Source organism: Bradyrhizobium sp. USDA 4369 (assembly GCF_054056435.1).
In genome coordinates this window covers 3457398-3469891 of the sequence record NZ_JBSRYH010000001.1, presented here as the reverse complement: position 1 = coordinate 3469891, position 12494 = coordinate 3457398, and the positions used below count along the sequence as shown (strand labels likewise).

Here is a 12494-nt window from a genome sequence, read left to right as displayed (position 1 = left end):
GCCACGTCAACCACAGCCAGATGCAGGCACTGGGCAGCAGCTTGGGCGGGGCTGGCTCCGACCGATCCGGCTGGCTTGGACGCGGCAAGTACAGAGAGCTATATACCGCACCAATTGCGAACAAAACAAGAATAAGCGATGCTCAGCTCGGGCCACCGGGATCGGAATTCGCGTGCTCCCCCTTCATCGGGTGCTGGGTTGAGGTGGTATGGATGAGCCGGCTCGTCTCCTCTCGGCGGTACGGATGCTAGCCGCAGACGTTGTTCACGACGGCCAGTTTCACGAAGTGCCGGACCGCGATCTCTTCCTGGATCAAGCCCGCATCAAGCAAAGGTCTGAAAGCCTCAGAACGAAGGAGCGGATGAAGCCCGACCTGCTCGGCATTTTTCGGCAAGCGCATTGTCCTCGGCAATTCGCCCTCGCACACGACGTCGGGAACCGGTGAGGATTCGCCGGCTCGGCGTTTCGCGACCGAGGCCAGTTTCCGCAAGATGGCTTCTACCGAGGGGGCGCGTCCGCAAACGCCGGTTTATCTTGTTGTTGGTAAGACTTAGGGGACCAAGGCATATCGCGATCCCTTGCTTGACTGCCTAGGAAACGAGCACTCATTCTGGACGCATGAATTATGACTTTTCAAGTCTGTCCCATAGCGAATTTGAAGATCTGGCCCGCGACCTCGTCGGGCGAGAGATAGAGCTGCGCTTCGAGGCCTTTCCCGAGGGTCGGGACGACGGAATGGACGGCCGCCATGCGCGTGCCGACGGATCGATCGTGATGCAGGCGAAGCATTACCGCGGGTCCGGTTTCGCGGCGCTGAAGTCGAAGATGGTAAAGGAGCGGCAGTCGATCGATCGGTTGGCGGCGACGCGCTATATCCTCGTGACATCGGCGCCGCTCACGCCGAAAAACAAGAACGCGTTAGCGCAGATCATCGGCCCGTCGCTGCAAACGCCGGGCGACATTTTCGGACCCGGCGACCTCAACGCCCTGCTTCGCAAATATCCAGACATCGAGAAAGCCCATCAAAAGCTTTGGGCGCAGAGCACCTCGGTTCTGGAGGCAGTTGTCACGGAAGCAGTCGGAAAGGCTCTGTCAAAGCCAGGGGCAATTCCCATAGTTCTTGCAAATCTCCTTCCGCCTGCGGAGGTTGCCGGGAACGCAGCGACTATCAAGGAGGCCGCGCGAGACACCATATTTCTGATCAAGGCATCGCCGATCGACGACGAATTTTCGCTTTGGCTCGCGCCCAAGCTTGAGGCCGAAGGGTACCGCGTGTTCGCCGACATCCTGACGCTTCAGCCCGGCGACCGATGGCGCCGGCAGATCAATCAGGCGCTGCAATACCGGGCGGTGAAAGTTCTGCTCATCTGCCGCGATGCCACGCTCGCGGACCTGCATGTTCAGGATGATCTCGACATCGCGCTGGAGTTGTCCAAGGAGCTGGGCGATTCCCGGTTCATTATTCCGCTCCGGCTCGAACCGGGAAAGAAGGTCAAGGGCGTCGGGGATGCGGTAACCGTCGATTTTGTTCGAGGCTGGGGAGAAGGCGTCGTCCTCCTGCTAGATGCGCTGCAGCGCCAGAAAGTGCCGCGCCCCGCTGGCCAGGTAGTGATCGATCCGAATTGGGAGGTATTCCGGCGGCGCGGCGCGATCCCACTCGTCGAGGGTGCCGAACGATTGACCTCGAACTGGCTGCGCGCCGCCGAAGCGCCCGACGTCATCCGATATTTCGAAAGCACCGGTGCGATCGAGGAAAGATTGCTCGACCGTGCGCTCAAGGCTTTCCCCTATCCGTGCGCGAAACAGGGCTCAGGCATCATTAGCTTCGCGGAGCAATCTGAAGTCGACACCGCGTTCGCGTCCGCCGGCCGCTTCAAGCTAAAGCACGACATCCCGTTGCTGGAATTTGTCGACAACGGTTTTTCTGCGCTGGGGATCGAGCGGCAGGTCGCGTCCAATTTGGTCGTTGCGATGATCAAGAAAGCGTGGCTGTCGTTCTGCAGAGAGTAGGGCTTCGTCGAGCATCAATATTCCAATGCTGTCGGCTTCCACGCTTCGGCCGCGCAGGCACCGACCGGACATCGCATCCCCTGGGGCAAGCAAGGCGACCGGCGGTCGTCGATGCTGCGCAATGTCGCGAAGGGACATATCTGGCAGTTCGGCGTCACCGCGATGCCTTACTTCTGGCCGTTCTGGCATCTGAAACTGAAGTCGAGAGTATTGTTCTCGGTTGACAACAATACGGCCGAGGGACTCGGCATCGATGATGCAAGGAAGCTGCACCGCCTGCGCCGAAGCATTTGCAAGGGTTGGCGCAACAAGCAGTGGCACGGGCGCATGCTCGCATTCCTGGAGCTCTTGTCGGGCGAGTCGGCTTATATTCGGCTGTCGCTATCGGCGAACGCAGCGCTCGCGATCGAAGCGGCGCCGATGCTGTTTTCCTCGCCGGTGAGCACTGCGCTTCCCGATGTTCTCGATGCCGACGAGGAAGAGACCGATAGCAGTACGCTTGGTCGGCCGGACAATGACGAGGTCGAGGAATGAGGTTTCCGGAGAAATCTCTTCAAGTCGAACACTTAGGCGAACCACCGCTGGAGTTTGCATTTTCGCAGCGCAGTCCGCACCCCAAGGACGGACTGTTCCTGTATGGACCGCACGCGAAGGCGAAGAAAAGCCGGGAAATCCGGGTCGGCGTGGTCGGCACCACCGACGGGATCGCGCATTTTCGAGCATGGGGCCGCAAGCTCAAGTCGGCTGTCCAGGTCCCGCCGCCCGGAAAAGGCGAGAAGGCGGACCGGCTGCATCTGGCGAACTTCCCTGGCCTGGACGAGGCGTTCGGCATTTCGTTCGAGCCGGACGAATGCAGCGCCCTGTCGATTCCGTGGAAGGACATCGATCGCGCAACGCGCATCGTCAATCTCAACGAGGCAGTCGACAAGGTCGCGCGCCTCTACATCGATCGCGTCAAGCAGCACTTGCGCAACGACGAGCGATCGGTCGAGGTCTGGATCCTGGTCCTGCCGGAAATCGTCTACGAGCGATGCAGACCTCAGTCTAAGCGAACGGGCCTGCCGATGGAAAAGGGGGAGTTCACCAAGAGGCAGAAAGCGAAGGAGAGCATCCCGCTGCTCGTCGCCATGGGCGCCGTCGATCAGACCGAGGAGGCGATTTTCGAGGATGTCCCAGATTTTCATCGCAGGATCAAGGCTGAGTTCCTAAAGATCGCACCGACGCAATTGGTTCGTGAGACGACAATCGCGCCCGACGCTTTCCTCAACAAGGCCGGTTACCCGCTGCGCAAGACGCAGGACGCTGCAACGGTCGCCTGGAATCTCGCGACCGGGCTCTACTACAAGACGCAGCCAAAGCCGCCGTGGCGGCTGGCCGACGTTCGACCGGGGGTATGCTACATCGGCATGGTCTACAAAAGCCTGCCGAACGACCCCGAGGGGCATGCCTGCTGCGCAGCGCAGATGTTTCTCAATGAGGGAGACGGTGTCGTATTCCGCGGCGCCAATGGACCGTGGAAGACGGGAGACTTCGAGTTTCATCTCAAGGCGCCCGCGGCGAAGAATTTGCTCGCTCTGGTGCTGAAGACCTACGCCGAGACGCACGGCGGTCCGCCCAAGGAGCTGTTCATTCACGGGCAAACCTATTTCAACGACGAGGAGTGGAACGCCTTTGTCTCGGCGGCGCCTCAGGAGACCAACGTCATCGGCGTGCGGATCCGCTCAACCGGCGGCGAGACGAAGCTTTTTCGTGATGGCGACTATCCTGTGCTGCGCGGGACCGCGCTCCTGCTCGATGATCAAACGGCCTATCTTTGGACGACGGGCTATGTGCCGCAGCTCGACACTTATATCGGGCCGGAGACGCCGAATCCGTTGCACATCACCGTGATGCGCAGCAAGAACGCAAAGCCCGACATTCGCACCGTTCTGGGAGACATCATGGGTCTCACGAAGATCAACTACAATTCCTGCAATTTCAATGATGGCCTGCCTGTCACTGTCCGGTTTGCGCGGATGGTTGGGGACGTCCTCACCATGGGATCAGCGAAGGGAGAGGAACGCCAACCGTTCAAGTTTTATGTATGAGCATGCGTCAGCATCCTTGCGACAGGCACCACCGGCGCAGTGCATTGGCGGTCCGGTATGATCAGTTTTGAAGAAGACGACCGAGGGCTGGTCCTCCTATATGAAGTCGAGAACAATGATCCTGAGTGGGCCTCTAAACGGCTGAAGGACGACGGCGAGGTCACCGTCAGCAATGGCTTCACCGTTGAATCCACCGACCTGCTGAAAGCTCCTTCGAAGCGCGGTGGCGAGGACCCGGTCTACGAATTCCGCTTCGCGGAGAAGAAGGCCGGCTATTACCGGATTCCGGGCCGGATCCTGGGGTGCGACCACGATGTGCTGATTGCAGTCAAAGGCATCCGTCTTGAGCGCAAGACCTTCATCGCCGAGCGCAACATCCGAATAGCTGCGCGAACTCATTGATTGCAACATCGTCCACCGCGGGTGAGGCCTGGCGATGCGATCCATTTCGAGGTTCGCGGGCGCCTAGCCGCCCTGATGCAGCCCGACCCGGGCAAAGTGTCGGTGAGAGCGTTGGTGGTAGGGGCCGACCCTCACCGATCCGCTATGTAGTTGTCAACAATAGGTTTTCCGGCAGGCTGAGAAACAATCTACCCGGCTTCCTACCATCCGCATTCCGGCTCCCTACATGCAGTCGAATACCACGGTCCAAGGGGAGCCCATGTCTACGTTTCAAGTGCGGCTTTTGTCCGAAGGGGACTACCAGAAGGTCGAGGCCAGCACCGCGAAGGAAGCTGCCGAGAAGCATTATGGCAGCGAGCTCTCCGAGGTCGGCAACAACGACCAGCTCGGCGTCCTCGTCCACAAGATGATGTGGCCGCGCGCGCCCAGCCCCATCCTGTTCTATGACCGAAACTGATCCTCCCATTCGATCGACAGTCGAAGGCGAGCCGTCCGAGCGCTTCGTGGTGAAGCACGGCATCGAGGTCGCCGGCCGGTTCGATACTGCCGCGGAGGTGAAGGCGTTTTGTGCCAAACGCCTTGACCGGCAGTACGTGATCTACGACCAGCGTAAGATCGTCAAACTGACTGAGCTGAAGGACTGACGATGGCAAAGAGGAAGAAAGTCGTCGAGCAGTACGACGGGTGCATCTATGGCATCGATCGGCACGGCGAGGTCGCTAGAATTTCCGTATACCGAAAGGGCGGCACGGTGCGGATGTCACGCATGTGGCCGGATATGCGAACCTACGACCACACCATAACCCTTCCGGGGCGCACGGCCAGAAGCGAAGCAGTCGTGGTGTATGAAGTGCACGATATCCTTGAAGTCTCGCCGGGACTGGAAGGCAGCGAGCACATCAAACAGGAAATCAAAAAGCTCGAAGAGAAGCGGCGAAACACAAAGAAGAACTCGCTGCGGCCCGCGCCAAGAAAGAGGGCGAAGGCGGAACCTAATTGCGCCACGTCTGCTTGGTGAGCTTGTCGAACCACATCTCCGCAACGTAGCGCGCATTCGGGACCGCCCGAAACTGCGTGTAGAGACGATGGTTGTTTTCCATCCACGTCCAAAACGAACCGAAGCTGTAATGGTGCAGCCCGTCGGGCGGCCACGGAGCTTTTATCTCCGCAACCCACTTGTCGAGCAAGTGCGGGATCATCTTTTCCGCTTCACCGTTTTTCATTGCGCTCATCTCCTGAGGTCGGGCGGCCTTTCATTCCACGGCTCCGGCCGGCTGATCTCTTTGATGATTGGCAGATTCGCGGGCCGCTCAAGATACGAGAACTCCTCTCCGAGCAGCCAGCGACCTTTGAACCTATCCCCAGCCATCATTGCTCCATACAACAGGTCCAACAGGCAAATCCATTTGCGGCTGGTCCTGTTCTTTCGCATGACGAATTGCCCGTAGCCATACTCGCACGGCTGCTCGTGCAGGGATGTTGATGCTGCCCTGCATACCCCCATTTCAGAAAGTCGGAGTTCTTGTAAATGTTGCCGACGACTTCTAGGTCAGCATTGAGGCCATTCAGTCCCCTAATCGCGATAGCGCCACCGCTGAATTTCACTCGCCATATCGCATCCGTTTTGTCGAACTCCAACGTGCCGGTGCGGTTTACTCCTTTGTCGGTTTCGGGCCCCGGCTGCGACCATTCACAGGCAACAATGTCCCCCTCGTAAATCTCCTTACCGTTCTGGTCGTGAAGGCCGGTGGGCCGCGGCCATCTTCAACAGGTCGCTCCTATCAGAAACCCTCCTGAGTCCGCTTGAAGGACGCACGCATGCGTTGGCGCGAGAACAGCATCGTCAGCTATGAATTGGACCCAATCGCATTTTTCGCACCCCCCACCCGCAAGTATCTTTACTCCGCTTTGTTTAGCAAATCCCCTCCAACCTACGATCATCTTCGCAGCAACACGCTAGCGCCGGACACTTGAAAACTCTCATTTTCATTCTCGACTGCAACAGTCAACATGAACGGATTCGCCATTGCAGATCGAGCCTTCCATGAGCGGCACAAAAGCAAAAGTCATCTGTAGCCTTCTTATCGGGTCACCGCGCTTGCCGACGCAAGCTGCTGGTGGACGACGATCTAGATTGGCCGAAAGACCCCCAGAGAAGCTTCTATCGAATCTCCGAATGGAGGATGCGAACGCCGCACGTGATCCCTGCGACCTAGCCGTAGCGCAGGATGGAAATTTGCGTTAGCTTGTGAAGGCTTTTCTGTAATGCGTACCCGAATCCGATCGCCTCGGGGGCAAAAGGCGATCATCCGACCGCTTGATCCTTCCCATCCTCAAAGTTGGGACAATCCCGGCAATGAGGAAATTTGGTTTGAGCTGGCGCGTGCCATCGGACGGCAGCTTGCGCGGGATGAAAACGACGGTTTGGGGCAGCCGATAGAGGAACGGGATGGCGACACCGTTACCAAAAAAGAGGGCCGTGATATACGCCCGCTATTCGAGCGACATGCAGAAAGCGACGTCGATTGACGGCCAGCTATTGCTCTGCCGGAAGGTCGCCGCACGAAACGACCTAGATGTCGTTGGTGAATTTGTTGACGCTGCAAAGTCTGGCCTTACCGAAGATGCGCGCGACGGCTATCAACTATTGCTCAATGGTGTGCGAAAGCATGACTTTGACGTGATCATCGTCGAGCATTTCGACCGCCTGTCGCGCGATCCCGCAACCATCCAGCGCCTCAAGCAGGTGCTTGAATTCAACCGCGTTGAGCTGATGGATCAGAAAGGCGTTTATGCGACCGCAACTGACATCAGCATCGCAAGCCTCTACAATACGATCTACAAGCCGCAGCTCGCTGACAAGGTTCGGCGCGGGCATGATAACGCTGTCAACAACGGAAGAATTCCCGGCTCATACGCCTATGGTTATCGGCCGAAGCCGGGAGCGCCTGGCGAGCGGATGATCGACGAGAGCGAAGCGAAGATCGTGCGCCGTATCTTCATCGAGTATACGTCGGGCCGTTCAACGCGAGATATCGCCGCCGATCTCACCCGCGAAGGCGTGCTCTCCCCTGGGGCCACGCGTCACAAGAACAAGGCTGGTCGTACCACCTGGAATCATCAGTGCATCACTGGCGGTCGCCATGGTCGCGGCATTATCGGGAACGAGCTGTATATCGGCGAGATACATTGGAATGTTCGCTCAACAATTCTCAATCCGGAAACACAGAAGAAGCAGAAGCGCCGCAATCCGGAGGAACGTCACATCATCGTCAAAAACGCCGAGCTCCGGATTATTCCGCAAGAGCTCTGGGATAGCGCGCAGAAGGTTCGCAGTGAACGCGCTATCCATATGTTCGGGCCGACCGGCAAGCCGCGGCGCCGACCCGTGGTCCCGCGCAACAATGAGCACCCGCTTGCGGGAGTTCTTCGGTGCGGCGTCTGCAACGGTCGTATGCGAATCGCTCAATCCTCCCGGAATGGCGGCCCGCGGGCCGCATGCGCCAACGCGCATCAGCGAGGCACGTGCGAGCATACCCGCAGCTTTGATATGGACGTTCTACTGAACGATGTTGCCGAAAAAATGGAAGTAAGATTGCTTTCGCCGAAAGCCATTGAAGAGGCGATGCGTGCTTGGAAGGAAGAGCGGAAGAGCGATCAGAGAAAGGACAGCGAACGCTCTAACCTAGAGCGTCGACGCCGTGTGCTGAATACGGAGATCGAACGCTTGTCATATGCGATCGCAAACAGCCATCGCAAACCGGATGAGTTGGTCAAGCGGATAGATGAATGCGACGTGGAACGGGAAACTGTCGAGGAGCGCTTGCGGTTGTTGGGCAGTGGCGGCGAAAACGTGATCCCGTTCGATCACCCGAAGTTCGGTGACCGATATCGTTCGGAAGCTAAGAGACTGGTCACCGCGCTCAAGATAAATCCTAAGGCGATCGAAACCCGCATCGCTTTCCGTAACTTGGTCGATTGCATTATAGTGCATCCGGTGCGCAAGCGGATGCCCTACGAATATACACCGTACCTGAATGCCGCTGCCCTTTTCAGCATGAAGATTTTCTCAGAAGACCGCGACAAAACAGGAACGATCAGTACTGCCTACTACGACAACGTCCAGTCAGAGAAATCCGTGTCCTCGTAATAGACGCGCACCTGCATATGGTGGCGGCCGTCGCGGATCTCGCCGTCGAGATGTTGATGGGTCACTGGAAATCCTCGATCGCCCGAAATGGCGATCGTTTCGCCCAGTTCAACCGCGAGCGCAAGCTACGACGTGACCTCCTGGGGTTCCCCGCCGACGGTGACCTGAACGATTTCCGGCGGCATGCCGATCCGCACCGGCATGAGGCTGCAGCCGAGCCCGCCTGAGACGATGACGTCACATTGCGTGCGGATGTGGCCGTAAGACAGGTTGACACCGTTGCGCGGGGGAACCGCCGGTGACCAGCCGAGCAGACGGACCTGCCCGCCATGGGTATGGCCGGACAATTGCAACGACACGCGCGACGGCACCCGCAGTGCGATGTCAGGCTCGTGAGCCATCAGGATGACCGGCGCGCGATCCGTGACCTTGCGCAGCGTGCCAGCGAGATCATCGACACCGATCCGCGGCACGGACCGGAATCGCCGCGCCGGCATGTAGGCCAGCTGATCGCCGAGGCCCGCCAGCCAGAAGGCCTGGCCGTCCTTGGTCAGCCGCACGACCTCGTTCTCATAGACGGGGATCCCGGCCGCCTCGAGCGCTTGCTGGGCGACCGGAACGCCGCGGCCGTTGCGTTGCACGGTTCGATCGTCCCAATAATCGTGATTGCCGAGAATGGCATGGACCCCGAGCGGTGCCTTCAAGCCGCCCAGCACCGGCGCCCAGGCCGCGGCATCGATGCGGCCGATGTGATGACGATGACCGGCGACATAGTCGCCGAGCAGCACGATCAGATCCGGTCGCAACGCGTTGGTCCGCGCCACGATGGTCTCGATATGCGCCAGCGACATCCAGGGATCGCAGGCATGGATGTCGGCGATCGCCGCGATCTTCAGCTCGAGGCCTACAGGCCAATTGCGCGGACGAACATGATAATCGGTGATGCCGAGGCGAAGCGGCTCGATGCCCACGCCATAGGTGGCGGTGGAAAAACCCGTGGCGGCGAGGCCACCTGAGAATGAGAGAAAGCGACGGCGTGACAGCATGGACGAACTCCTCGCACGCAATCCTCTTCTCCGCTCATTGCAACCGATTTCGGGTGCGTCTGTGCAGATTGTCAGCAGTTTCGTTAAGCATCGTCCTCGCTGCCGAACAGGCCGAACTGGCTGGCATCGCGGCTGGGCTCGGCCATGCCGAGATGACGGAACGCATGCGAGGTCAAGAGCCGGCCGCGCGGGGTGCGCTGCAGATAGCCGCACTGGATGAGATAGGGCTCGATGATGTCCTCGATGGCGTCGCGCGGCTCCGACAGCGCCGCCGCCATGGTCTCGACGCCGACCGGGCCGCCGCCGTAGTTCAGCGCGATGGTCGTGAGATAGCGCCGGTCCATGGCATCGAGCCCGGCCGCGTCGACCTCCAGCGCGCTTAGCGCGTGGTCGGCAATCGCGCGATCGATCGCGTCCGCGTTCGCCGCCGAGGCGAAGTCACGGACCCGGCGCAGCAGGCGGCCGGCGATACGCGGCGTGCCGCGGGCACGACGGGCGATCTCGTTGGCGCCGTCCGCGGTCATGCCGACCCCGAGCACGCGGGCGCCGCGCGTGACGATGCCCTCGAGCTCCTCCACCGTGTAGAAGTTCAGCCGGATCGGGATGCCGAAACGATCACGCAGCGGATTGGTCAGCAGGCCCGCACGCGTGGTCGCCCCGACCAGCGTGAACTTCGCCAGGTCGATCTTGACCGAGCGCGCCGCCGGCCCCTCGCCGATGATGAGGTCGAGCTGGAAATCCTCCATCGCCGGATAGAGCACCTCCTCGACCGCGGGGCTCAGACGATGGATCTCGTCGATGAACAGCACGTCGCGCTCTTCGAGATTGGTCAGCAGCGCGGCGAGATCACCGGCCTTGGCGATCACGGGTCCCGACGTCGCGCGAAAACCAACGCCGAGCTCGCGCGCGACGATCTGCGCCAGCGTCGTCTTACCGAGACCGGGAGGGCCGACAAACAGCACATGGTCGAGCGCCTCGCCGCGCTTGCGCGCCGCCTCGATAAAGATCGACAAATTGGCGCGCGCCTGCTGCTGGCCGACGAACTCCGACAATTGCTGCGGGCGGAGCGCGGTGTCGCCGACGTCGTCGGAGCGCCGCTCCGGGCTGACCATGCGCGCGGGCGGCTTCATTTGCTGCCGCGCTTGTATTTGTTGGGTAGCAGCTCGCCGATGGTGACGACCTCAGGCCCGGCGCCGTTCGACGGCACGATGACGCGCGCTTTGGCATCGTAATCGTGGATCAATTCGCGGCAGGTGCCGCAGGGCGAGACCACCGCGACCTCGCCGGGCTCGCCGGGCTTCGGATGGCGCACCGCGACGATGGTCTCGATGCCATGGTCGCCGTGCTCGGTGATGGCGCGGCCGATGGCGATGGCCTCGGCGCAGACGGCATTGCGGCCGAGATAGGCGTCGATGTTGACGCCGGTGATGATGCGGCCGTCGCGGGTGCGCATGGCCGCGCCGACCTCCTGCCATTCGTTGCGGTAGCGGCTCTTGACCGCGGCTGCGGCGGCCTCGATCAGCTCCTTGTCCTTCTTGCTCACCATGGGGGAAACATCTGTCCTTCTGCTCGCCCGGCGCGGCGACGATAGCTTATTTCGCCAGCTCTTTGAGGCCGAGACGGATGAGTTGCGCGGTCTCGGCCTTGTCGCCGGCGGCCCGCGAGGCGGCGGCGATGGCCGCGGCCGCCTGCGGCTGGCCATAGCCGAGATTGATGAGCGCGGAGATCGCATCCGCGATCGGTTGCGGCGCGCGGGAGTCCTCGATGGCGCCGGACAGCCGGACGACGCCTGGATCGACATCGGCAAAGGCCGGTGCCTTGTCCTTCAGTTCGGTCACGATGCGCTCGGCGACCTTGGGACCGACACCCGGCGTGCGCGCCACCGCAGCCTTGTCGCGCAACGCGATGGCGTTGGCGAGATCGGCCGGCGGCAGAGTGCCGAGGACGGCAAGAGCAACCTTGGCGCCGACGCCCTGCACCGTCTGCAAAAGACGAAACCATTCCCGTTCGACGTCCGAGCGAAAACCGAACAGCTTGATCTGGTCCTCGCGCACATAGGTCTCGATCGACAATGTGGCGGCTTCACCCGGCGACGGCAAGGCCTGCAGCGTGCGCGCCGAGCAATGCACCTGGTAGCCGACGCCGCCGACATCGAGGATGACGAAATCCTCGGCATAGGAATCGATCAGGCCCTTGAGCTTGCCGATCATAGCCCGGCCACCTTCATCCGCAGCGCCTGGCCCTGGCGGTGATGGGCGTGGGTGATGGCGATGGCGAGCGCATCCGCCGCGTCCGCCGACGGCGGCTCGGCCTTGGGCAGCAGGATCTTCAGCATCACCGCGATCTGGCCCTTGTCGGCGTGTCCGGCGCCGACGACGGTCTTCTTGACCTGGTTGGGGGCGTATTCAGCGACGGAAATTCCGAACATCGCCGGTGCGAGCATGGCGATGCCGCGAGCCTGGCCGAGCTTGAGGGTGGCGACGCCGTCCTTGTTGACGAAGGTCTGTTCGACCGCGGCCTCCATCGGGGTGTAGCGACCAAGCACCGCTGAGAGCCCCTCGTGGATCGCCAGCAGCCGGTTCGCCAGCGGCAGGTCGTCGGGCGGCTCGATCGAGCCGCAGCCGACATAGATCAACCGGTTGCCCTCGCTCTCGATCACGCCCCAGCCGGTGCGGCGGAGGCCGGGATCGATCCCGATGATGCGGACGGCGGCGCGAATCGGCTGGGCTTTCATGCGTTAGAGATAGCCTCGCGCCACACCGATGGAAACATAAACGGAACAGCTGGAGCGACGTGGTT

Annotated in this window: 15 protein-coding genes and 2 pseudogenes; 8 read left to right on the top strand and 9 right to left on the bottom strand. The window is 60.8% G+C overall.

The features are described 5' to 3' along the window. Window positions 1–247 precede the first annotated feature (247 nt). Window positions 248–490, bottom strand: coding sequence for a hypothetical protein (locus ACVIJ6_RS15710; protein WP_456773434.1), 243 nt, complete (start codon window positions 488–490; stop codon window positions 248–250). Window positions 491–618: 128 nt separating this feature from the next. Between ACVIJ6_RS15710 and ACVIJ6_RS15705 the strand changes: the two genes are divergently transcribed. The 7 genes from ACVIJ6_RS15705 to ACVIJ6_RS15675 all read left to right on the top strand — a co-directional run bounded on the left by ACVIJ6_RS15705 (window position 619) and on the right by ACVIJ6_RS15675 (window position 5517). Next, window positions 619–2010, top strand: a complete 1392-nt coding sequence (locus ACVIJ6_RS15705; protein ID WP_456773433.1) for a TIR domain-containing protein — start codon at window positions 619–621, stop codon at window positions 2008–2010. A 111-nt stretch (window positions 2011–2121) separates the two neighbouring features. Further along, window positions 2122–2544 (top strand): hypothetical protein, encoded by a 423-nt coding sequence (locus tag ACVIJ6_RS15700; protein ID WP_456773432.1) that lies wholly within the window; start codon window positions 2122–2124, stop codon window positions 2542–2544. Beyond that, entirely contained in the window at window positions 2541–4097 is a 1557-nt protein-coding gene (locus ACVIJ6_RS15695; protein ID WP_456773431.1) for an argonaute/piwi family protein, read from the top strand. The genes ACVIJ6_RS15700 and ACVIJ6_RS15695 overlap by 4 nt, the downstream gene beginning before the upstream one ends. Before the next feature lie 57 nt (window positions 4098–4154). Continuing rightward, a complete protein-coding gene (locus ACVIJ6_RS15690) occupies window positions 4155–4499 on the top strand; it encodes a hypothetical protein (protein ID WP_456773430.1) in 345 nt (114 codons plus the stop codon). Window positions 4500–4758: 259 nt separating this feature from the next. Further along, window positions 4759–4956 carry a hypothetical protein gene (locus tag ACVIJ6_RS15685; protein WP_456773429.1) on the top strand — a complete coding sequence of 66 codons (198 nt, stop codon included), beginning with the start codon at window positions 4759–4761 and terminating at the stop codon, window positions 4954–4956. Beyond that, the gene (locus ACVIJ6_RS15680) at window positions 4943–5143 is read left to right on the top strand and encodes a hypothetical protein (RefSeq protein ID WP_456773428.1); all 201 of its coding nucleotides are present in this window, start codon (window positions 4943–4945) and stop codon (window positions 5141–5143) included. Before ACVIJ6_RS15685 ends, ACVIJ6_RS15680 begins: the two co-directional genes overlap by 14 nt. A gap of 2 nt (window positions 5144–5145) precedes the next feature. Beyond that, window positions 5146–5517: a hypothetical protein gene (locus ACVIJ6_RS15675; protein ID WP_456773427.1), complete on the top strand. Its 372-nt coding sequence runs from the start codon at window positions 5146–5148 to the stop codon at window positions 5515–5517. Here the strand turns inward: ACVIJ6_RS15675 and ACVIJ6_RS15670 are convergent. Beyond that, window positions 5492–5722, bottom strand: coding sequence for a hypothetical protein (locus ACVIJ6_RS15670; protein WP_456773426.1), 231 nt, complete (start codon window positions 5720–5722; stop codon window positions 5492–5494). The two genes, ACVIJ6_RS15675 and ACVIJ6_RS15670, sit on opposite strands and share 26 nt — an antisense overlap. Before the next feature lie 145 nt (window positions 5723–5867). Beyond that, window positions 5868–6236, bottom strand: a pseudogene (locus ACVIJ6_RS15665) (YopX family protein); the annotation flags it as partial. 712 nt (window positions 6237–6948) lie between these two features. Between ACVIJ6_RS15665 and ACVIJ6_RS15660 the strand changes: the two are divergent. Further along, window positions 6949–8649, top strand: coding sequence for a recombinase family protein (locus ACVIJ6_RS15660; protein WP_456773425.1), 1701 nt, complete (start codon window positions 6949–6951; stop codon window positions 8647–8649). Here the strand turns inward: ACVIJ6_RS15660 and ACVIJ6_RS15655 are convergent. The 6 genes and pseudogenes from ACVIJ6_RS15655 to ruvC form a co-directional block, all read right to left on the bottom strand. Then, window positions 8628–8714, bottom strand: a pseudogene (locus ACVIJ6_RS15655) (acyl-CoA thioester hydrolase); the annotation flags it as partial. The gene ACVIJ6_RS15660 and the pseudogene ACVIJ6_RS15655 overlap by 22 nt on opposite strands. Window positions 8715–8774: 60 nt before the next feature. After that, window positions 8775–9695 (bottom strand): metallophosphoesterase, encoded by a 921-nt coding sequence (locus ACVIJ6_RS15650; RefSeq protein WP_456773424.1) that lies wholly within the window; start codon window positions 9693–9695, stop codon window positions 8775–8777. An 83-nt stretch (window positions 9696–9778) separates the two neighbouring features. Next, window positions 9779–10825, bottom strand: coding sequence for a Holliday junction branch migration DNA helicase RuvB (gene ruvB, locus ACVIJ6_RS15645; protein ID WP_012046727.1), 1047 nt, complete (start codon window positions 10823–10825; stop codon window positions 9779–9781). After that, complete coding sequence (locus ACVIJ6_RS15640) at window positions 10822–11241, bottom strand: cytidine deaminase (RefSeq protein WP_456773423.1); 420 nt, start codon at window positions 11239–11241, stop codon at window positions 10822–10824. Before ACVIJ6_RS15640 ends, ruvB begins: the two co-directional genes overlap by 4 nt. Window positions 11242–11287: 46 nt before the next feature. Beyond that, window positions 11288–11905 carry a Holliday junction branch migration protein RuvA gene (gene ruvA / locus ACVIJ6_RS15635; protein WP_009026702.1) on the bottom strand — a complete coding sequence of 206 codons (618 nt, stop codon included), beginning with the start codon at window positions 11903–11905 and terminating at the stop codon, window positions 11288–11290. Then, window positions 11902–12429 (bottom strand): crossover junction endodeoxyribonuclease RuvC, encoded by a 528-nt coding sequence (gene ruvC, locus ACVIJ6_RS15630; protein ID WP_456773422.1) that lies wholly within the window; start codon window positions 12427–12429, stop codon window positions 11902–11904. Before ruvC ends, ruvA begins: the two co-directional genes overlap by 4 nt. Window positions 12430–12494: the final 65 nt, after the last annotated feature.